Source organism: Micromonospora sp. NPDC005174 (genome assembly GCF_040608495.1).
Taxonomy (GTDB): Bacteria; Actinomycetota; Actinomycetes; order Mycobacteriales; family Micromonosporaceae; genus Micromonospora.
In genome coordinates this window covers 1-19,205 of sequence record NZ_JBEXIJ010000023.1, presented here as the reverse complement: position 1 = coordinate 19,205, position 19,205 = coordinate 1, and the positions used below count along the sequence as shown (strand labels likewise).

At 71.1% G+C, this 19,205-nt stretch carries 13 protein-coding genes; 8 read left to right on the top strand and 5 right to left on the bottom strand.

The features are described 5' to 3' along the window. Window positions 1-8 precede the first annotated feature (8 nt). Together ABZU91_RS22845 and ABZU91_RS22840 are read right to left on the bottom strand one after the other, a co-directional pair. Window positions 9-572, bottom strand: coding sequence for a type VII secretion system-associated protein (locus ABZU91_RS22845; protein WP_355243855.1), 564 nt, complete (start codon window positions 570-572; stop codon window positions 9-11). After that, window positions 572-2,410 carry a putative T7SS-secreted protein gene (locus ABZU91_RS22840; protein WP_355243852.1) on the bottom strand — a complete coding sequence of 613 codons (1,839 nt, stop codon included), beginning with the start codon at window positions 2,408-2,410 and terminating at the stop codon, window positions 572-574. Before ABZU91_RS22840 ends, ABZU91_RS22845 begins: the two co-directional genes overlap by 1 nt. Window positions 2,411-2,609: 199 nt before the next feature. Between ABZU91_RS22840 and ABZU91_RS22835 the strand changes: the two genes are divergently transcribed. Continuing rightward, window positions 2,610-2,915 (top strand): hypothetical protein, encoded by a 306-nt coding sequence (locus ABZU91_RS22835; protein WP_355243849.1) that lies wholly within the window; start codon window positions 2,610-2,612, stop codon window positions 2,913-2,915. Then, entirely contained in the window at window positions 2,912-3,586 is a 675-nt protein-coding gene (locus ABZU91_RS22830; protein WP_355243847.1) for a hypothetical protein, read from the top strand. Before ABZU91_RS22835 ends, ABZU91_RS22830 begins: the two co-directional genes overlap by 4 nt. 59 nt (window positions 3,587-3,645) lie before the next feature. Here ABZU91_RS22830 and ABZU91_RS22825 read toward each other — a convergent pair whose 3' ends face one another. Both ABZU91_RS22825 and ABZU91_RS22820 read right to left on the bottom strand, forming a co-directional pair. Next, on the bottom strand, window positions 3,646-8,034 hold the full coding sequence (locus ABZU91_RS22825; protein ID WP_355243844.1) for an FtsK/SpoIIIE domain-containing protein: 4,389 nt from the start codon (window positions 8,032-8,034) through the stop codon (window positions 3,646-3,648). A gap of 87 nt (window positions 8,035-8,121) precedes the next feature. Then, window positions 8,122-8,418: a WXG100 family type VII secretion target gene (locus tag ABZU91_RS22820; RefSeq protein ID WP_007457407.1), complete on the bottom strand. Its 297-nt coding sequence runs from the start codon at window positions 8,416-8,418 to the stop codon at window positions 8,122-8,124. 232 nt (window positions 8,419-8,650) lie between these two features. Between ABZU91_RS22820 and ABZU91_RS22815 the strand changes: the two genes are divergently transcribed. The 3 genes from ABZU91_RS22815 to ABZU91_RS22805 all read left to right on the top strand — a co-directional run bounded on the left by ABZU91_RS22815 (window position 8,651) and on the right by ABZU91_RS22805 (window position 10,477). After that, window positions 8,651-9,331, top strand: a complete 681-nt coding sequence (locus ABZU91_RS22815) for a hypothetical protein (RefSeq protein WP_355243841.1) — start codon at window positions 8,651-8,653, stop codon at window positions 9,329-9,331. A 16-nt stretch (window positions 9,332-9,347) separates the two neighbouring features. Then, window positions 9,348-9,782: a DUF4333 domain-containing protein gene (locus ABZU91_RS22810; RefSeq protein WP_355243838.1), complete on the top strand. Its 435-nt coding sequence runs from the start codon at window positions 9,348-9,350 to the stop codon at window positions 9,780-9,782. Window positions 9,783-9,961: 179 nt separating this feature from the next. Beyond that, entirely contained in the window at window positions 9,962-10,477 is a 516-nt protein-coding gene (locus tag ABZU91_RS22805; protein WP_355243835.1) for a sigma-70 family RNA polymerase sigma factor, read from the top strand. A gap of 20 nt (window positions 10,478-10,497) precedes the next feature. On the opposite strand, the gene ABZU91_RS22800 is transcribed toward ABZU91_RS22805, so the two are convergent. After that, window positions 10,498-12,561 carry a glycogen debranching N-terminal domain-containing protein gene (locus ABZU91_RS22800; RefSeq protein ID WP_355244066.1) on the bottom strand — a complete coding sequence of 688 codons (2,064 nt, stop codon included), beginning with the start codon at window positions 12,559-12,561 and terminating at the stop codon, window positions 10,498-10,500. Window positions 12,562-12,926: 365 nt separating this feature from the next. Here ABZU91_RS22800 and ABZU91_RS22795 point away from each other — a divergent pair, with 365 nt between their 5' ends. From ABZU91_RS22795 to ABZU91_RS22785, 3 genes are all read left to right on the top strand, one after another. Next, window positions 12,927-15,893 carry a BTAD domain-containing putative transcriptional regulator gene (locus tag ABZU91_RS22795; RefSeq protein WP_355243832.1) on the top strand — a complete coding sequence of 989 codons (2,967 nt, stop codon included), beginning with the start codon at window positions 12,927-12,929 and terminating at the stop codon, window positions 15,891-15,893. A 567-nt stretch (window positions 15,894-16,460) separates the two neighbouring features. Further along, window positions 16,461-17,792, top strand: coding sequence for a cellulose binding domain-containing protein (locus ABZU91_RS22790; RefSeq protein ID WP_355243830.1), 1,332 nt, complete (start codon window positions 16,461-16,463; stop codon window positions 17,790-17,792). Window positions 17,793-18,291: 499 nt separating this feature from the next. Beyond that, window positions 18,292-19,205: non-reducing end alpha-L-arabinofuranosidase family hydrolase (locus ABZU91_RS22785; protein ID WP_355243828.1), on the top strand; the 914-nt coding region annotated here is incomplete at its 3' end.

Sequence of the window (19,205 nt, the reverse complement as noted above, 5' to 3'; positions counted from 1 at the left end):
GTGGTACGTCACGGACCTGTCGGTGCTGGCTCGCCCTGGACGGCGATGTCCCGCAACGCGTCGGCGAACAGGCGCATGGAACGCGGCCCGCCCGGATTGAGCAGCACGTCGACGCCGTCCGGGAGCAGCGTCAGCAGCTCGCGCAGGTCGACCTGCCGCCAGTCGACGGCGTCGACCCGGGCCTGGTCGACGGCACCGGTCGCGACGAGCACACAGGGGACGTCATCCGGCGCCGGTGCCACGATCACGCCACCCTCGGCGTCCAGCGCGACGTCCACGAGGCTGTCCCGCAGCGCCAGGAGCACCACGTCGACGCCGGCCCGACCGGAGGCGACAAGGGACGCGGAGGCGTCCACCGGGCTGGTAGGCAACGCCGGGTCCTCCGGCCGGTACAGCGGATTGGCGGTGAAACGGCCGACGGTGCCGTCGGGCTCGACCAGCCAGCCACCGACGATGGCCTCCACCGGTGGCACGTCTGTCGCATCCGCCGCACCTTCGTCGGGCGCGCTCCACCGCGCGTCCGTCAGCAGCATCCAACTCCGCTGCCGATCACCGTTGTCGTGCTCGCTCATCAACTCGCCCCCTCGACGCTCGGGTGGATCTGCTTGAACTTGCCGCCGTTCTGCACTGCCAACGTCGCGATGTCCCGGCCCGCGTCGGTCAGCAGGCCGCCCTCGTCCACACCCTGAGTGGTGACGACCGTCTCGTTCGCCGCGAAGATCCGCCGCTGACTGCCGAGATCCCGCATGGCGTTGGCGAAGTCCTGCCCCGCCGTGCCGGAGGTGTTGCCGAAGTTGCAGGAGATCATCGCGATGGACCGCTTCGGGTCCGTGGCGGTGTTGCTGGCCCGGAAGATGTCGTTGTGGTGCAGGACCTTCGCGAACTGCCCACCCGGGACCTGGAGCACGGTTCCGTTCTTCAGGCGCACGGCGGCGCCGTCCGGGCTGCCGTGCGCGATGACCAGGGTGGGGTCGGTCTTGAGCCGGGCCCACGGCGCGACCTGGAACTGGTTGTCCGCGAAGCCGGTTTCGGTACCGGGCAGCCTGCGGATCGCCTTCGTTCCCGGTTCGGCGATCTCCCCGCCGATGTTCCGGCCGAAGGCGAGGTTGGCGTCGGTCCGGGCCCAGCTCGTGAAGCTCTCGTTGTCGGTGGCCCTACTCGGGAAGAGCACGCCGATCTGTTTGCCGTTGTTGTCCACCAACGGTGTCGACTCGACGTCCGAGGCGTGGAACGTCTTGAGGTGACCCTTGCTGTTCTGGCCGAGGATCAGCGTCGGGTCGTTGGCCTGCTTCTTCCTGGCGGCCTTGAGGTCCCGGTCGAACCGTATGTCGAACAACTTCTGGTCGATCCGGTTGAACACACCCTTGACGGTCTTGCCGATGCCGACCTCGGTGACCGTGGCGTCGATCCCGCGTCCCGGAGCCGCACCGGTACCCGGCACGCCACGGCTGCCGCCGGTGACCTCCCTGGTGTTGTTCCTGATGCCGTCCGCGACGCTGCCGGGGCGGATCTTGCCGGCGAACTTGTTGGCGAATTTGAGGACCCGGCTGACGATTCGTCCACCGGGCACGAGGCCGAGGGCGAGTCCGCCGGCGGCGAGGGCGATCTCGGCGGGGTCGCCGCCGACGGCCGCCGCGGCGAGATCGATGGCGCCGGAGAGGAAGCCGATGGCCGAGCCCAGGGGCGGGAAGATGAACGAGGCGACGACGGAGAGCACGTCGAGGATGGTGGTGATCCACTCGATGACGGTGCTCTGGAGGAAGTCGACGAACGCCTCGAACGCCTCGACGATCTTGTCCCAGAGTGACCGTTGCGGCGCGTCCTTCGCCAGCTGGTGCAGGGTGTCGGCGGCGGTACGGGCGGCCTGGTCGCGCAGGGCTGTCGCCTGACCGAGCAACGACTTCGCCCCGTCCAGCGCCTGCTGGGCGTCGGCCTGCCGGTTCTTGGCGGCGGCGGCGTCGTCGGTGGCCTGCTCCTTGCCGTCCGGACTGGTCGCGGTCTCGGCGTTCAGCACGAGCAGCGTCGCCGCCGCGGTGACGGCTGCGGCCTGGGCGGCGCTCTGGTCTCCGGCCGCCTGTCGGGCCTGGTCGAGGGCGCGCAGTGACATCGTCTGCGCCTCCTCCAGCGAGGGCAGGTACCGCAGGTACGCGTCGGCGGCGCTGGCGTAGGAGTTCGCCATCTGGTCCAGTCGCCCCGGCAGCTTGCCGATCAGGTCGCGGAAGGCGTCCATTGCCTTGCCCTGGCCGACGTCGATCTGACTGCCCGAGGCGAGCAGGTCGTGCGCCTCCTGGGTGGTTCTGGCCAACTCCTGGTATGCCCGGGTGATCTCCTCGAAGGACTCGGGATCACCCGGCACCGGATCCGAGTCGAGCTGCAACACGGACCACTCGGCGTCGCCCGGACGCGTCATGACAAGTCCTCCCACCGCATCGTCACACCGACGCCCGGACCGTCCGCCGGGAGCCGGATCGCACACGTAGCCGGCGGGAGATCGGTTCAGCAGGTGAACCAGGCTGGCCGCCGATCCGTGTACGGCGCAGTTGCCGTGACGGTCTGGAGGGTGCGGAGATGAGCGATGCGATGGGCAGGCCGGCGGGGGAGCGCGCGGGATGAGCGAGATCCTCGTCCCGGGCGCAGAGCTGGAACGCGTACACGAGCTGCTGCGGCGTACCAAGGAGTTGATGGACGGCGCGTCGGTCCGGTCGATGGGCGCGGTGGTCGACACCCTCGGGCAGCGCGGCCTGGAGGACGCCGCCCGGCACTTCGAGAAGCGGTGGGGCGACGGCCGGCACGTCGTGGGCAAGGACCTCGGTGGCGTACGCGACGCCGCGAAGGCCGTCGCCGACGCGTTCCGGGAGACCGACACCCAGACGGTCAACGCGTTGACCGCGCCGGACCAGCAGGCCGCACAGTGAGCGCCCCGACCCAGGCCCATGCCGCGACGCCCACCCCGACCGGCTTCGAGCTGCGCACTCCGCAGGCGTGGGTCGACTTCCCGGTGGCCGACGAGGCGAGTGAGAACCGGATGGGCGAGGAGGCACGGGGACACGCCCTGACCGGCGGCTTCACCGCGGACCAGGCGGGCCGCTTCGCCGAGCAGGTACGCCGGTCGGTACGCCAGGCCCGGCGCAGCGGCGCGGTGCACGCCGCGGGCGTCTTCGAGATGTACGAGGACGGCCCGCTCACCGCCACCGTGGTGGTCGCGGTGGTCACGCCACCGGCCAACGGTGACATCCTCGGCGCGCTGACCGCCGTGGGGCAACCGACCCGGGTCGACGGGACGTGGCGGCGGGTGACGACCGCGGTGATCCCCGGGATCGGCACCGTGGGCCGTGTGTACGGCATTCAGAACGTCGTCCAGGACGGCGCGACGATGCGGTGCGCGGTGATGCACACCGTCGTGCCGATGCCGGGGTCGGCGGACGTCGTGGTGGTGACCGGATCGAGCCCGAACCTCGCGGAGGCGGAGGAGATCTTCGGACTCTTCGGCGCGATCACCGAGACGCTGGCGTTCACGTGGGACGACGAGCAGCCGGCGTTGACCGCGCGTCCGGAGTCGAGGGATGTGACCGCGACCGACGCCTGAGTGCGCGACGAGGGGGGACACCGCGCCGCGGTGTCCCCCCTGTCGTATCCGGCTCTACCTCACTCCTGCACCGGGGCGGTCTCCGCTGGCGTCACCAGCGTCCGTAGCGCCGCCGGGTCGGTCCGGGGCACCTGCACGAGGCGGACGGTACCGTCGCCCAGGTGCAGCAGCGCTCGGCCCAGGCGTCCCCCGCCGAGCTGTCCCCGGCTCAGCTTGGCGCCGATCAGCTCGCCGTCGCCGAGGCCCTGCGGGCTGAGGAGCGCGCCCTGTCGGTTGCGCCGGGCGTCGACGTGCCAGCCGCCGAAGCCGCCGGACAGGCCGTCGATGGTGCCGGCCATGATCAGTCCGAGCTCTCGTTCCGTGCCGGACCGCGCGATCTCCCCGAGTTCGCTTCCCGCGTCGCACTTGAGCAGCAACTCGGCGTCGTCCAGCACGACCACCGCCGGCCCGCTCCGTTGCTCCAGCGCGGCCGTCAGAGCGGCGGAGGTGAGGTTCTCGCCCGGAACGAGGTCGAGCACGCCCGGCAGGCCGGCCAGCTCGCGCAGCGGCGATCTGCGGGGCGCCGCCACGACCACCTGCGTGCCCTTGCGCAGCAGCCCGGCCACCATCGTCAGCAACGCGGTGCTCCGCCCCGAGCGCGGCGGACCCGCCAGGACCAGGGTCGGGACGATCGTCAGATCCGGTCCGATCGCGGTGAGTTCGTCGCCACCGACGCCCAGCATGGTCCACAGCGGTCCGTCGGGTCGGCTGAGCGCCTCCGTGTCCGCGAGAGTCAACTCGTCGGGCAGCACGTCGATCCGGAACGGGCGGTCGACGGCCGCGACGTCCGCGTCCCGCTGCCGGGCCGTCTCGGCGATGTCGGCGAGTACGCGCGCCTGCCCCTGACCCGAGGTGTCCTCGCCGAGCACCGCGATCTGCGCCTCGGCGCCGTCGGCTGCCCGGATCGCGCGGCCCGCCTCGATCTCGTCCGGCAGTTGCCGGTGGTTGATGCCGACCATGCTGTAGTCACCGCGTTCGGTCAGGCGTAGCACCAGCTTGTCGTCGCTCGTGGACGAGATCCGGCTGGAGAACATCGCCCGGTCACCCGCCAGCACCACGTGGATGCCCACTCCGGCGCCCTCGCGGAGCAGCGTGAGCAGACCAGCCATGATCGTGCCGTTGTCGTAGTCGGCGAACGTCTTGTCGAAGACTTCGAACCGGTCCAGGAGCACCAGGATGTGCGGCGGTCGCTCACCGGCGGGCGTACCGGTGCGGTACTCGACCATGCTCGCCGAGCCCCGTCCGGCGAGCAGTTGCTGCCGCCGGCCCAGTTCCGCGACGAGGCGGGCGAACAGCCGGCCGAGCCGTTCCGCCTCGGTACGCTGCACCACCGCTCCGCAGTGCGGCAGGCCGTTGAGGGCGAGCAACGCCCCGTTGCCGCAGTCGACGCCGTAGAGGTGGACGTCGGCCGCGGAGTGGACGCGGGCGAGAGCGCCGGCGATCGTCCGGAGCGTCTGCGATCGGCCGCTGCGCGAGGAGCCGATGACGTGCAGGTGGCCGAGCGTGGAGAGGTCCAGCGCCAACGGCACCTGGTCCTGCTGGGCGGGAAGGTCGACCAGCCCGTAGGCGACCGCCGGGAGGTGGTAGTCGCTGGCGCGGGCCGGGGGCAGCGCGTCCACGGTCAGCGACGTCGGCAGCGCGGGTAGCCAGGGGCTGTGCTGGGCCGGGATGCCGAGCCGTTCGCTGGCATCCCGGATCGCCGTCACGAGCACCGCCAGGTCGGTCAGCTCGGCCGATGGCGCCGCTTCGCCGGAACGGCGACGAGGCGCGGGCCGGCCGAGGTCGGGAAAGGACAGTGGCGCCAGCCAGGGGGCCGGTCGCTCGGTGCTGCGCGCCCCGGGGCGGAATCCGCCGACCCGGCCGGCCTGGAACGGCACCAGCGACGACTGGGCGAGACGGACGAAGGCGCGGCCCGGCGTCGACTTCGAGATGGTGGCCGCGTCCGGGGCGTTCAGCACGTCCTGGCTCTCGCTGCTGTCGGTGACCCGCAGGGCGATGCGCAGGTTGGTGTTGGCCCGGATCTCGGGGGAGACCACACCGCCCGGCCGCTGGGTCGCCAGCACCAGGTGGATGCCGAGCGACCGGCCTCGCTGGGCGATGTTGACCAGCCCGGTCACGAAGTCGGGCAGGTCACGGACCATCGACGCGAACTCGTCGATCACGATGAGCAGCCGGGGCATCGCGACGCGGGACGGCTCGCGGCGCAGCAGCTCCACGTAGTCGTCGATGTCCTTCGCTCCGGCCTCGGCCAGGATGTGTTCGCGTCGCCGCAGCTCCGCCGAGAGCGAGGTCAGCGCCCGGCCCACCAGGTGGGTGTCCAAATCGGTCACCATGCCGACGGTGTGCGGCAGGAGGACGCAGTCCTTGAACGCGCTGCCGCCCTTGTAGTCGACAAGCACGAACGTCATCGCGTCCGGCCGGTTGGCCACGGCGAGGGACGCGACGAGGGTCTGCAGCAGCTCCGACTTGCCGGAGCCGGTGGTGCCGGCGACGAGGCCGTGCGGTCCGTCCCGCTTCAGGTCGAGCGCGAACGGCCCGTCGAGCGACACACCGAGCACCGCCTCGGTGGTCCGACCACCCGAGGTCCACCGGGCCGTCACGGCTTCCGGCTCCGGCGGCTCCATCCCGAGTACGTCGAGCAGCCGACTCGCGCCGGGCAGGGCGCTCTCCTCGTCGGCGCCACCGATGTCCCGCAGCGGCGCCAGCGCCCGCGCCACCCGGTACAGCCACTCGGGCGGGACGACGTCCGGGTGGACGTCGGCGATCGGGGCGGCGAGGGTCTGGGTCACCAGCAGCGATCCGTCCTCCTGCTGGGCGATGACCGCCTGGCACTCCTCGGGCAGCAGCCTCTCCTCGGCGTCCAGGCAGATGGCGTACACCCCGACCGCTGGTCCTTCGCGCAGGATCTGGGTGACGCCGGGCAGGGACCGCAGCTTGCGGGCCCCGTCGAGCACCACGAGGACGTCCCGGAACGCGCCGTTGGCCCGCTCACCGGAGCGGGACGAGATGATCGTCACCAGTTCACCGACCCGGCGGGCCAGGGTCTGGGTGTCGGTGCCGACCGTGGCGAGGGTGTCCTGACCGTCGCGGGGCCGCAGGTGTGGCAGCCATCCGGCCCAGGCCCACCCGGCCTCGTCGGCGGTCCCGCAGAGCAGGTAGATCTGCAGGTCCTCCGGACTGTGCAGCGCACTGGCCTGGGCCATCATCCAACGAACCGTCGTACGTGCGACGGCGTCGCCGGCCACCCCCACGACTCCGTGCTTACGCACCGGCACGGTCGCGGGCACGTCGAGGGCGCTCCACCGGACCTCGCGCCGGTTCTCGTCCTGGCTCAGGTCCCGCAGCACCACCTCGGAGGGCAGGTCCGCGCTGCCGACCCGCAGCTCCAGAAAGTCGGGGTCGGTACGCCGTCGCTCCCAGAGGCGACGCTGCGGCCCGACGGCGATCAGCCCCATCGCGGCGGGGTCGGGGCAGTTGTCCCGGCGGACCAGCCGTTCGGTGGCCAGCGCCTCCTCGGCCTCGCCGCTGATGCGTGCCCTCTTCTTGTCGTACTCGGCGAGCCGGGAGCGGTACGTGGCCCGGCCCTGACGCCGCGCGCCGATCTGACCGGCGATGAGCACCAGGGGCGACAGGATGGCGAAGAGCAACGTGAGCGGGTTGCGGGTGATGACGAACGCGGCGCCGGAGAGCACGACCGGCGCCAACACGGTGATCAGCGTGAGTGGCCGCCGCTCCGGCGGCGCCGGCGGCCCGGGGAGCGTGAACTGGGTGGTCCGCGCCGCGGGCAGCAGGCGGGGCGGACGGTTGTAGTCGAGGCCCGTACGGTCCTCCGAGATCTGGAGTGCCGCCTCGTCCGCGAGGGGGCGGCGAAGCTCCAGCAGGGACGAACCCGCGGCGAGTTGCGCCCCGGTCGCCCAGATCCGCTCCTGCTCGTCGATCTCCACCCGGTCGAGCAGCAGCCCGGGTCCGGTCGGGTGGAGCCAGCACTCCCCGTCCTCGGTCACGCGCAGCCGCGCGAGCGCGGGCGCGAGCGGGTCGTCGTGCACGAGCACGTGGCCGTCGTCGGAGGGGCCGATGGCGTGCTCGCCGATGTCGAGCGGGTAGAGGTTGCCGGCGCCCAGACCGCTGACCACCCGGATCTCCAGCGGACCCGGCGTCCGTGCGGGCGACACGGGTGCCGGGCGGTCCAGTTCGAGAACGCTGCCCTGCCACAGCGGCGCGTCGGCGAGTGTGAGCCCGGGGTCCAGCGGCGCGCCGGCGACGAAGATCGTCGGCGGGCGGGTGCCGGGTTCCGGACGACGCCCCGCCAGCACCTCGGCGAGCTCCGCGACGGTGGAGTCGAGGGCGGCCTCGACCTGGTAGTCGGTCGCGGGGGTGGACTGGTCCGTCACGGTGAGCAACAGGCGCACGGGTATCTCCTGGTCGGATGATCCGTCGGGAACACGGTCGGGGCCGCGCGGTGAATGCTCACCACGCGGCCCCGACCGTTCGTTTCGTCAGCGGCTGAGGCTGGCGGCGGTCTGCGTGTCGGTCTCGGAGAAGGCGTCGCTGACCTGCGTGAGGTACTGGCTGATGCCTTCCATGCCGTGCAGGGTCTGGTCGACGCTGCCCTTGTACTCCTCGAAGTACGGCCCGAACTGCTGCTGCGCGCCCGGGGTGTTGTAGCCACCCTGGATCAGTGTGTCGATCTTGCTCTTGGCCTGGGTCATCCCGTCCAGCAGGGTCTGCATGTTCTGCTGCAGCCAGCTCGCGGACTCCTGGATGTCCTCGCTGACGATGTGGTAGGTGGCCATGTCGCCCTCCCGGTTTCTCGGTTTCCCGGGTCGGCGAGCCGGTCCCCTCGTGGACCGTCTTGCGCCGACGCCGCCACCCACACGGATGCTCACGCCATCCGGTTCAGCGCAAGTTCGAGTCGGACGCGGGCGTCCGTCGTGACGCGGTGGTGAACCGTTTCGGTACGACGTCCGTGTGGGTGCCGGACCTGTGCACGAGCCCGGTCCACACCGAGTACGAGGTGGAGCGAACATGGTGCAGAGAGCGCGGATCGCGATCGCGGTGATCGGCCTGGCGGCGCTGACCGCGTGCGGGGACTCCACGGGGGCGGGCGGCACCGCGACCGCGCCGACCCAGGGGGCGTCTCCGGTGGCATCCGTCAGCGCGAGCGCGGACCCGACCCCGCAGGTGATCGAGGTCAGCCCGGTGCCGCCACCGAGCGTGGCGAAGACGCAGCGCCGCGTGCAGATCTACAGCGGGCCGTCCGACGTACCCGTCCCGGCCAGCCCGGACCGTGGTCAGGGCAGCTCGGTGGTGCAGTTGCGGGCGACGGACCAGGCCGACATCGGCACGTACGTCGCGGACGGCCAGGGCAGGACGCTCTACCGCTTCGACAAGGACTCGGCGCGGCCGCCGAAGGCGACCTGCGCGGGCGACTGCGCGAAGACGTGGCCCCCGCTGCTCATCTCGTCACCCGGTCGGATCTACCCGGACGGCGTCGACCCCCAACTCGTCGGGTACGTCGAGCGGGCCGACGGCACCTGCCAGGTGACCATCGGCGGCTGGCCGGTCTACCGGTTCGCCAAGGACCTCGCGCCCGGTGACATCCGGGGCCAGGGAGTCGGTGGCACCTGGTTCGCGGTCGCTCCGACCGGCGAGAAGACGAAGCCGCTGCCGGAGGTCGTCGCCGTGCCGACCCCCACCACCCGCTGAGAGCGTGGAGCCGACGATGAACGACAGCCCTGCGGGCACCGGCGCGGGGACGGCCCTGCTGGCACCCCGTTGGAAGCCCGCGCCCCCGCCGCACTGGGGCCCGGCGGCGAACGCGCCGACGGCGAGCCGTTGGCGGCGACCGTCCCCGAAGCTCGTGGTGGCCGTCGCGGTCCCGCTCGTTCTTCTGGTTGTCGCGGGGACGGTCGTGGCCGTGACCCGACCCGACCTCCCGCGCCAGAAGGTCCTCGACACCGCCGCCCTGCAACGGCAGGTGCTGACCGTGCTCCGGGACGACTACGGGCTGAACGCGGACACCGTCGCGTGTCCGGTCGACCAGCCGGTCATCGAGGGACACCGGTTCACCTGCACGGCCGAGGTCGACGGGGCGACGGTCACGACCTGGGTGACGGTCCGGTCCACGGGTCAGCTCGACGTCGCACGCCCGAGGTGATCGGCCGGGGACTCGGGGTGCGCCGGGGTGCCGGCGCGGGCCGGTAAGAGTTCGTCACGACGTTGGTAACTGGCGGACCGTAGGGTCGGGGATCGGGTCGATCGTCGGTGCCGGTCGCAGGACGGTGTCGGCGGCGGGCCCGCTCGCACACCCGCTCGCTAAGGACCAGGCACCCGCCAATGACAACGGCTCACGAGACCTGCGCGGCGTCCGGTCGGACTCCCGCGCTGGACGAGTTGATGGCCGATCACACCCGGCCGCTGCTCACCTTCGTCGAGAAGCTCGTTGTGGACCACCACCTCGCCGAGGACATCGTGCAGGAGACGTTCATCCACGCCTGGCAGCATGGTGGCCGACTCCGCCTCAACGAGGTCCCGATCCGGGACTGGTTGATGACGGTGGCGCGTGATCTGGCCGTGACGTCGCTGCGGAAGGTCGCCGTCGGGCGTGAGCGACCCGCGCCGGAGGTCGACGTCGCCCAGCCGGACCACGCGGACGCCGCCGTCGCGGCCGCCGAGACGGTCTCCATGCTGCGGCGGTTGTCGGTCGAGCACCGCGCGGTGCTCCTGCACACCTACCTGGCGGGACGGACCACGCACCAGACGGCCCGCATACTCGGAGTCCCGGTCCGTACGGTGCGGTCCCGGCATCACGAGGCGCTGTCCAGCCTGCGGACGAGCTTCCTGACCGCCTGACCCGGTCGACCCGCCCGTCGTCAGGCCAGAGAGCGCAACCGCGAACCGGAGGCGTCGACGCTCCGTTTCGCGCCGTGCACGCTGAGCCCGGTCAGCCGGATGCCGCCCAGTTCCTCGGGGATGTGCGGGTCCGTGCCGAGGACGCCGTCGCTGACGTCGAGCCCGAGCATCGTCCGCAGGAAGAGCAGGGGCGCGCCGCTGGCCCACGCCTGGGGGTTGCAGGCGGTGGGGTACGGAACGGGTCGTCGTCCCAGCGAACGGTCGTACCCGGAGAACGCCTCGGGCAGGCGGTAGTCGAAGTGGGCCGCCGCCTCGAGCATCGCCATCGCGATGCGGTTGGCCTCGTCCCGGTGGCCGTACCGGGCAAGGCCGGCGGCGATGATCGAGTTGTCGTGTGGCCACACGGTGCCGAGGTGGTAGCCGATGGGGTTGTACCCGACGTCCACGGTCGCCAGGGTCCGCACACCCCAGCCGGAGAACATCTCGTCGGACATCAGGTGCCGCGCCACCACGGCGGCCCGCTCGGGCGGAACGATCCCGCTCCACAGCAGGTGACCCATGTTCGAGGTCATCGAATCGATGGGCCGCTTCCCGGCGTCTAGCCCGATCGCGTAGTAGCCCCCGCGCTCCGGTAGCCAGTAGTCGCGGTTGAACCGCTCGCGCAGGTCGGCGGCCTCGGCCCGCAGTCGTCGTGCCAACGGGGCGTCGGCCCAGGGCCCGTCGGCGAGTTCCGCGGCGCGTAGCTTGGCGTCGTAGGTGTACCCCTGGATCTCGCAGGTGGCGACCGGCAGGTCGGGGAGCCTGCTGTCGGCGAACTGCACACCGTCCGGCGAATCGCGCCAGCACTGGTTGCGCATCCCGTTCGGAGAGCGGGTGGCGTACTCGACGTAACCGTCGCCGTCGCGATCGCCGAATTCGTCGATCCACCGCAGCGCTGCGTCGGCATTCGGTCGCAACTGCCGCACCAACGCGTCGTCGCCGGTCCACCGCCAGTACTCGGAGAGCAGGATGAGCCACAGCTGGGTGGTGTCGGCCGCGCCGAAGCAGGGGCCGTAGGGCTCGATGCCGAGCTGCGTCAGCTCACCCGAACGGAACTCGTGCAGGATCTTGCCGGGGTCCTGGTCGCTGAAGTCGTCGACGACGGTGCCCTGGTGCGCGGCGAGAGTCAGCAGTGCACCGCGCGCGACGTCCGGGCCGCAGGTGACGCTCTGGTACGCCGTGATCAGCGTGTCCCGCCCGAACACGGTCAGGAACCAGGGCATGCCGGCGGCCAGCAGGACGATCTCCTGGCCGTTGATCTCCTTGACGATGCGCATCGACACCAGGTCCGCGGCCGATTTGTGGTAGACGTTGCGCAACAGTTCCGAATCCGCGCTCAGGTGCGGTTTTCTCGCTACCCAGCGCGTCGCCGGGTCGTCGGCGTCGGCGTCGTGCGACTCGCCGAAGGCGCGGCTGCTGGGCTGGAACTCCCTACCCTGACAGGTCAGCAGGACGCGTAGCTCGCAACTCCAGGTGCCGCCCCGTTCCAGGCGCACGTCCCAGGCCAGTGAGTCGCCCTCGACCCGCTCGGCGGGCGGGTCGGCCTCGACCGTGGTGGCGACCGACCAGCGCGAGTTCTGGTAGGAGAAGCGCAGGGCGGAGCCGTCCGACTGGTGGTTCCGCCGGATGTCGGCCAGCCTGCTCGGACCCGACCTCTTGATCTCGAAGAGGTCGGCGAAGTCCGCGCCGACATCCAGCCGCAGACGTACGGAGACCGGCTCGGCGCCGAAGTACTGCAACACGACGCGCTCGTACATGCCGTCCCCGACGAAACGTTCCCGGCGCACGCCGAGCCCGTTCGCCCGTAGGTCCGGCAGTTCCGGGTTGGCGAGAAAGAAGGCCGCCGAGTAGGCATCGACGGTACTCGCGCTGAGCACCAGTGGGGCGAGTCCGCCCAGGGTCATCTCCCAGCGGCTGATATAGCGGGTGTCGTCGTGCACCAGTCCGGCGATGGAATCGTTTGGCACGTCGCCGACAGAATTGGACAACACGAAGGTCCGGCCCTCGAATATGCCAATGGAATCCGAGCCGAGTTCCGGCGGCATGTCGCGGTTGGCCCCGCCGTGGTGGCTCTCCTGCTGTTTCGTCGGCCGAGAATTCATGAACCCGCACCTCTTCCGTGGCAGGGGGCGGCCCCGCCGGACACGCTCGCAGTCTAGGACCCGAAAAGACGGCCTCGCTGCCGTTTGGCGCGGGATCACCGGCCTCGACGGGAGAAGGACGAACGGTGCCGGGACGTCATTATCCGACGTATTCCCCGCAGTGAGATATCTGTTGCCGCCGCCCCGGTCCGGCGTTTCGTCCCGTTCCGCCCTCGGCGACGAGCTCTGCCGGCGGGCCTCCCACGTAGACTGGGAGCGCGGGTGGTAGCCGATGGTGGCGACGGGTCAAGGCGAAACAGGAGATTGAATTGTCGAGTTCGGTCGATGTCCGCCATGGGCAAGACGGACCTCGGCCGACCGCCGCCGCGCTGCGTTTCGAGATCCTGGGTCCCCTGCGGCTGTGGCGCGACGGTGTCGAGGTGGACGTCGGCCCTCGTCAGCAGGGTCGTCTGCTGGCCCTGCTCCTCGCCCGCGCAGGGCGACCCGTCAGCGCCGCCGACCTCATCGAACTCGTCTGGGGCGAGGACGCCCCGGCCAGCGCCTCCAACGTCATCCACAAGTACGTCGGCGCGCTTCGGCGACTGATGGAACCCTCGCTTCCGCTGCGGGCGTCCGGCTCGTACCTGCGCCGGCACGGCGGTGGCTACCTCTTCGCGCCGGCACCCGGCTCGCTGGACCTGTTCAGCTTCCGCGAGCTCGTCGGCGCCGCGCGGGCGAGCCTCACGGCCGGCAATCGTCACGAGGCACTGGACCGCTACGTCCAGGCCCTGGGGCTGTGGCGCGGGCCGGCCGGTGACACGTACGCCCACGGCACCACCGCGATGTCGATCTTCGCTGCGCTTGATCGGGAATTCCTCGACCTCTGCGTGCCGGCGGCCGAACTCGCCATGTCACTGGGACGTCCGACGCACGTGTTGCGGCCCCTGCGGCTGGCCGCCACGATGGCGCCGTTCCACGAGCCGGTGCAGGCGAGTCTGATCGCCACGCTGGGTGCCGGCGGGCACCAGGCGGAGGCGCTGGAGTTGTACCGGTCCGTCCGCACCCGCCTCGCCGAGGAGCTGGGCATCGATCCGGGCGAGGCACTCCAGTCCGCGCACCGGCGGGTGCTGGCCGGGACGGCGACGACCTCGGAGGGGAACGGCCCGACCGGCGGCGGGACACGGCGGAGCGTCCGGTCGGGGCCGGTGCCGCTGGTACGACCGGCGCAGCTACCACCCGACCTGCCCGCCTTCGTCGGGCGTACCGCGGAGCTCTCGGCTCTCGCCGGCCTGCGCGCGGGGGCTGCCGACGCGCGAGGAACGGGTCCGCTGGTCGTCGCTCTGGACGGAATGGGCGGCGTGGGAAAGTCCACGCTGGCCGCGCACTTCGCCCACCTGGTCGCCGGGGGTTTCACCGACGGTCAGCTCTACCTCGACCTGCGCGCGGAGCAGCCCGAGACCGACGGCCTGTCCGCCCGGGACGCGCTCGGATCGCTGCTGTCGTCGCAGGGCTTCCACATGTCCAGCGTCCCGGAGACGCTCGCCGCGCGGGTCGGCATCTACCGGAGCCTCACCGCGGGCAGAAAGATGCTCCTACTCCTCGACAACGCGCGAGACGCCGCCCAGGTGCGCCCGTTGCTGCCCAACTCCCCGCAGTGCCTGGTCCTGGTGACCAGCCGGAGTCCGCTCGTCGATCTGGCGGTCCGCGACGGCGCACACCTGCTGCACCTCGACCCTCCGGACATGCCGACCGCCCGCAGGCTGGTCCAGCGCCGGCTGAACGACGCGCCGAACCGCGCCCTGGCGGGCAGCGCTCCGGTGTCCGATGCTCTCGACGAGATCATCGAGATGTGTGGCCGTCTACCCCTCGCGCTGGCGATCCTGGCGGGCCGGCTGAGCGCGCGTCCGCGACTCGCCCTGGAGGACGTGGCCGCCGAGCTCCGCGACGGCGCGCAACGACTCGCCGCCTTCTCCAACAATCACGGGGTATGCGATCCGCGTGCCGCCTTCGCCTGGTCGTACCGCCAGCTCAGCCCGGACGCGGCCCGGCTCTTCCGCCTGTCCTCCGCCGCCATGACGGCCGGCATCTCGGCCGAGGCGTTCGCCAGCATGTCCCAGACCCCGCCGGCCCAGACGCGCGCGATGGTGCGGGAACTTGCCGACGCGGCCATGCTCGACGAGGACGACAGGGGCCGGTTCACCTCGCACGTCCTGCTCAGGGCGTACGCGCAGGAACTGTTCCTCGCCGAGGAGCCGGTGCGTGAGCGGGAGGCGGCGGTCAGCCGGCTCCTGCGGCACTACCTGCACAGCAGCTATCAGGCCGCGCTCCTGCTCGCGCCGATGAGCCCGGCGGTCGCGCCGGCCCCGGCCCCGGACGGTGTCGTCGCGGAACGACCGCCTTCCTACGACGCGGCGGTCCGCTGGTTCGACGACCACCGGGAGACCCTGTTCGAGGCGGTACGTCGCGCGGCCGAGGGCGCCTACGGCGTCCTGCCGTGGCAACTGGCGCTCACCACCTGGCCGTGGTTGCAGCTCACCGGGCGCTTCCACGACTGGCAGGACGTGATGCGGGTGGCACTTCGGGCCGCCCGCGACAGCGGGGACGAGGTCGGTGCGGCCCACGCCATGTGGGGCCTGGCCGACTCCTGCCACTACCTGGCCACCTACGACGAGGCGCTGGACCTGCTCACGGATGCGCGGAGGATCTTCGCGGAGCACGGCATGATCGCCGAGTTGGCCGGTGTCCATGGCGCGCTACAGCGGGTCCACAGTCAGCTCGGCCAGCACGACCGGGCGCTCGAGGAGAACGAGAGGGCGCTGTCCCTGTACCGTGCCGCGGGCATCGAGCACGGTGAGATCTGGGCATCCGTGGCCCGGGGGCACTCGCTCGTCCAGCTCGGTGCTCCCGGCGAGGCCATGGCATGCCTCGACGATGCGCTCGCCCGCAGCGAGAAGTCCGGACCGCAGACGGACGAGGCCGCGATCCGGACTCTGATCGGCGAGTGTCTCGCTCTGCTGGGGCACCAGCGCCAGGCTCGGGACCAGCTCGAGCAGGCGTTGCAGGCGGCCGTCGAGGCGCGGAGCCGGATCCGCGTCTTCGAGGCGTCGGTCCGGCTCTGTGGGACGTTCCTGGATCTCGACGACGTGCCCGGCGCCTGCCACGCCTGGCGGCAGGCCTGCGACGCCATGCACGCCATGCAGAACGGCGGGACCCGTTGCATGCGGGACATGGTGTGCGACCTGGGGGACAGGCTGCTCGGTGTCACCGACTACAGTCCTCGATCCGAGGCCAGGTAGACGGGACACCCGTTCGGGACGGCGGATGCGCCGCGCTCCGGCCAGCCCTCTGACCAGCGCTTTCGACCGATGATCACTGGGCCGCACCGCCCACTGTGGCCCGTTGCGCAGCACTCGGCCGGTTGAGCATGTTATCGATAACATGCTATGTTCCGGCGCGGGGAGCGAAGGGCACGCTCCCAGTCACCGCGGACAGTTGGCGCAGGCACGCCGAGGGCTCGCCTTCCCGCCGCCGCGCCGGTCGGTGACCAGTCCGGGCCGCTCCGCCACTGCCAGGCGACCGCGCGGTCGTCGGACGCCCCGGTCCGACTGCACCCCCCGCATCCATGCCCCGTCGCGGACAACCCCGGCAGCGACGGTACGGCCCGTACGCCACCCGTGTACGCCGCACCGGCCGCCGAAGCACGCCGGCCCCGCAACGGAAGGACGTCCTGTCACGGCGCCTCGTCGGCCGACCCCTCGTTCCGCCAGCGCGGGGCGAGCACCCTCACCGGCACGAACCGGAGCTCGCCGAACCGCCAGGCGAGGCGCATGTCGTACGCACGATCAACGGCAAGGAGTCGAGCAATGGTCAGACGGAGAAAATTACTGACATTCGTCGCGGCCGCGGCGGTACTCGTCGTGGCGACCGGCGGCGCGCTGAGCGCCGGGTTCCGCGGTGAGGCGGCGGCTGCCACGAACGGCACCCTCGCGGCGACCGCGGGCTGCGGCAAGGCACCCACTCTCACCAACGGGACGCGCACGATCACGAGCAGCGGTCAGAACCGCACCTACATCCTCCAGATCCCGAGCGGGTACGACAGGAACCGCCCGTACCGGCTGATCTTCGGCTTCCACTGGTTGAACGGGTCGGCCAGCAACGTCGCCTCGGCCGGCTACTACGGCCTCGCGCCGCTGTCGAACAACAGCACCATCTTCGTCGCGCCGCAGGGCATCAACGCCGGGTGGGCCAACACCAACGGGCGGGATCTGACCCTCTTCGACGACATCTCCCGGCAGGTCGAGAACGACCTCTGTGTCGACACGACGCAGCGTTTCGCTTTGGGCTGGAGCTACGGCGGGGCCATGAGTTACGCGGTGGCCTGCGCCCGACCCAACGTCATCCGTGCGGTCACCGTCCTCTCCGGCGCGAACCTCAGCGGCTGTAACGGTGGTACCCAGCCCGTGGCGTACTTCGGTATCCACGGCATCTACGACAGCGTGCTGAACATCTCCCAGGGTCGGGCGTTGCGCGACACGTTCGTCAGGAACAACGGCTGCACCGCGCAGAGTCCCCGTGAGCCCAGTCGGGGCAGCCTGACCCACATCACCACCACCTACTCCGGCTGCCGTGCGGGATACCCCGTGCAGTGGGCGGCGTTCGACGGCGACCACACCCCGAGCCCGGTCGACGGGTCGTCCAGCCCCAACGATTCCCGGACCTGGACCTCGGGGGAGATCTGGCGGTTCTTCAGCCAGTTCCAGTCCACCACTCCGCCGACCACCCCGCCGCCGACCACGCCCCCGCCGACGACGCCTCCCCCGACGACGCCTCCGCCGACCACCCCGCCGCCGACGACGCCTCCGCCGACCACCCCGCCGCCGACCGGTGAGCCGGGCACCTGCGCCGCCACCTACCGGGCCGTCAACAGTTGGCCGGGTGGCTTCCAGGGCGAGGTCACCGTCACCAACAGCACCGCCAGCACGGTCGACGGCTGGACGGTACGGCTGACCCTGGCGAGCGGCCAGGCCATCAGCAGCCTCTGGAGCGGCACCAACACGGGCACCACCGGCGACGTCACCGTTCGCAACGCCGCCTACAACGGCACGCTCGCGCCGAACGGCTCGACGACCTTCGGGTTCACCGCCACCGGCGACGGCGCCACCCCGCCCAGCAACATCACCTGCACCAGCCCCTGAGTACCGATGCCCGGGTCCGAGGCCACCGGCTTCGGACCCGGGTGCGGTGGTTGGGCACCACCGCAGGGCGTACGCCGACGGCCGAATCGCCGCAAGCGCGCCCGAGGCATGGGGGTCGCGGACGATAGATGCGCCGACGTCGATGTCAGCGTCGGTCATCCCGCGTCGCCGGGCGCGTCGGCCCGACCGTGGGCACTGTGGATGACGCGGCTGGCAGGCGTGCGACCGGCGTCGATGGGCCGAGCGGGCCGCGACGGCCCCGTTTTACGCGGATGTTACGTCTTGACGAACAGCATGTTATCGCTCACAGTCGATGGGCAAGGGCGACGTCGGATGCGATACACCGCCGGCCGGCATCGTCGGCCGTGAATCAGGCGCACGTCCCCAGCATGCCGGGATCCTGTTAACGCGAACATTCCCGCCGTATGCGCCCGGTCCCGTGTCGCGAAGCGCCCAGCTTCGGGGTGGCCGTTCGGCTCCCCGGTGATTGAGGAGGATCATGTCTGCCATCGGTACGTCTCCGGCGATAGCACCGCCGTCACGGCGGCGAGGTTGGTTGGTACGAGCGGCAGCCGCCACTGTGACGGCGGCGGTGGTGGCTGGCGCCGCCGCGATGGCGGTGTCGTCGCCCGCCGCCGCGGCCACTGTCGACACGAGCGCGTGGTACGTGTTGGTGAACCGCAACAGTGGCAAGGCGTTGGACGTCTACAACCTGGCCACGAGCGACGGTGCGCGGATCACGCAGTGGACGCGTAACAACGGCAACCAGCAGCAGTGGCAGTTCGTGGATTCGGGTAGCGGCTACTACCGGGTCAAGTCGAGGTTGTCCGGCAAGGTGTTGGATGTTTCCGGCCGTTCGACGGCCAACGGCGGGGCGATCGTGCAGTGGTCCGACAACAACGGGACCAACCAGCAGTTCCGGCTCGCCGATTCGGACAGCGGTTATGTCCGGTTGATCAACCGCAACAGCAGCAAGGCGATGGAGGTGCAGGGCGCCTCGACGGCTGACGGCGGCAACATCGTGCAGTACGACGACTGGAACGGCACCAACCAGCAGTGGCAGCTCGTGCGCGTCGACGGTGGCGGTAACCCCACCACGCCACCCCCCACCACGCCACCCCCGGGTGGCACGTGTGACCTGCCGTCGTCGTACCGGTGGTCGTCGACCGGCGCCCTCGCGCAGCCCAAGTCGGGCTGGGTGTCACTGAAGGACTTCACGGTGGCCCCCTACAACGGCCGGCAACTCGTCTACGCGACCACGCACAACACCGGCACGTCGTGGGGGTCGATGAACTTCGGCCTGTTCACCAACTGGTCCGAGATGGCCTCCGCCAGCCAGAACACCATGAACAGCGGCACGGTCGCACCGACCCTGTTCTACTTCGCACCCCGCAACATCTGGGTCCTGGCCTA